The sequence below is a fragment of the Psychrobacter sp. TB20-MNA-CIBAN-0197 genome (assembly GCF_040309765.1).
GTDB classification, from domain to species: Bacteria; Pseudomonadota; Gammaproteobacteria; order Pseudomonadales; family Moraxellaceae; genus Psychrobacter; species Psychrobacter submarinus.
Genome location: NZ_JBEOPC010000599.1, coordinates 1 through 271 on the forward strand (window position 1 = coordinate 1; position 271 = coordinate 271).

Below are 271 nucleotides of genomic sequence, written 5' to 3' on the forward strand. Positions count from 1 at the left end.
CAGCTTCGATACGTTGTAAGTCAACTTCACGCTCACGTGAGACGATTTCTAAATCACGAGCACGCGTGACTTTCTCTTCTTCAATCACAACCGCACGCAAGCGGTTCTGACCAGCCACTTCAATTTCACGTTGTTGGTTTTCGCGCTGAATCGCTAAGTCTTGCTCAACTGAAATAATCGCGGTTTCAGACTTTTTGCGCTCTTCTTCTTCAATTTTGCGCGTCTCAGCTGTCTCACGCGCAATGACAGAAGAGATTTCACGTTGCTGTTT

The 271-nt window shown here is 46.5% G+C and carries 1 pseudogene; it reads right to left on the reverse strand.

Annotated features, from left to right (window positions below):
- Positions 1-271 (reverse strand): annotated as a pseudogene (locus AAEY83_RS15140) (hypothetical protein); the annotation flags it as partial.